At 45.4% G+C, this 251-nt stretch carries 1 pseudogene; it reads right to left on the reverse strand.

Going from position 1 to position 251, the window contains the following annotated elements:
• A pseudogene (clpA, locus tag V0R37_RS22840) lies at positions 1 to 251 on the reverse strand (ATP-dependent Clp protease ATP-binding subunit ClpA); the annotation flags it as partial.

Genomic DNA, 251 nt, shown 5'->3' on the forward strand with positions numbered 1-251 from the left:
GACCGTTTTTCTGCGTCGATTTGCAGGCATCAATCGAACTCTCGCCCCAGCTTCATCAATGACGTCAATCGCTTTATCTGGCAAGTGACGCTCGTTAATGTATTTAGCCGAGAGCTCCACCGCTGCGCGTAACGCTTTATTGGTATAACGAACATCGTGATGAGCTTCATATTTTGGTTTTAAGCCCATCAAAATTTTTGTTGTATCATCGATGGAAGGCTCGACAACATCAATTTTCTGGAAGCGACGGG

The sequence above is a fragment of the Pollutimonas rozaliensis genome, assembly GCF_048751585.1.
Classification (GTDB): Bacteria; Pseudomonadota; Gammaproteobacteria; order Burkholderiales; family Burkholderiaceae_B.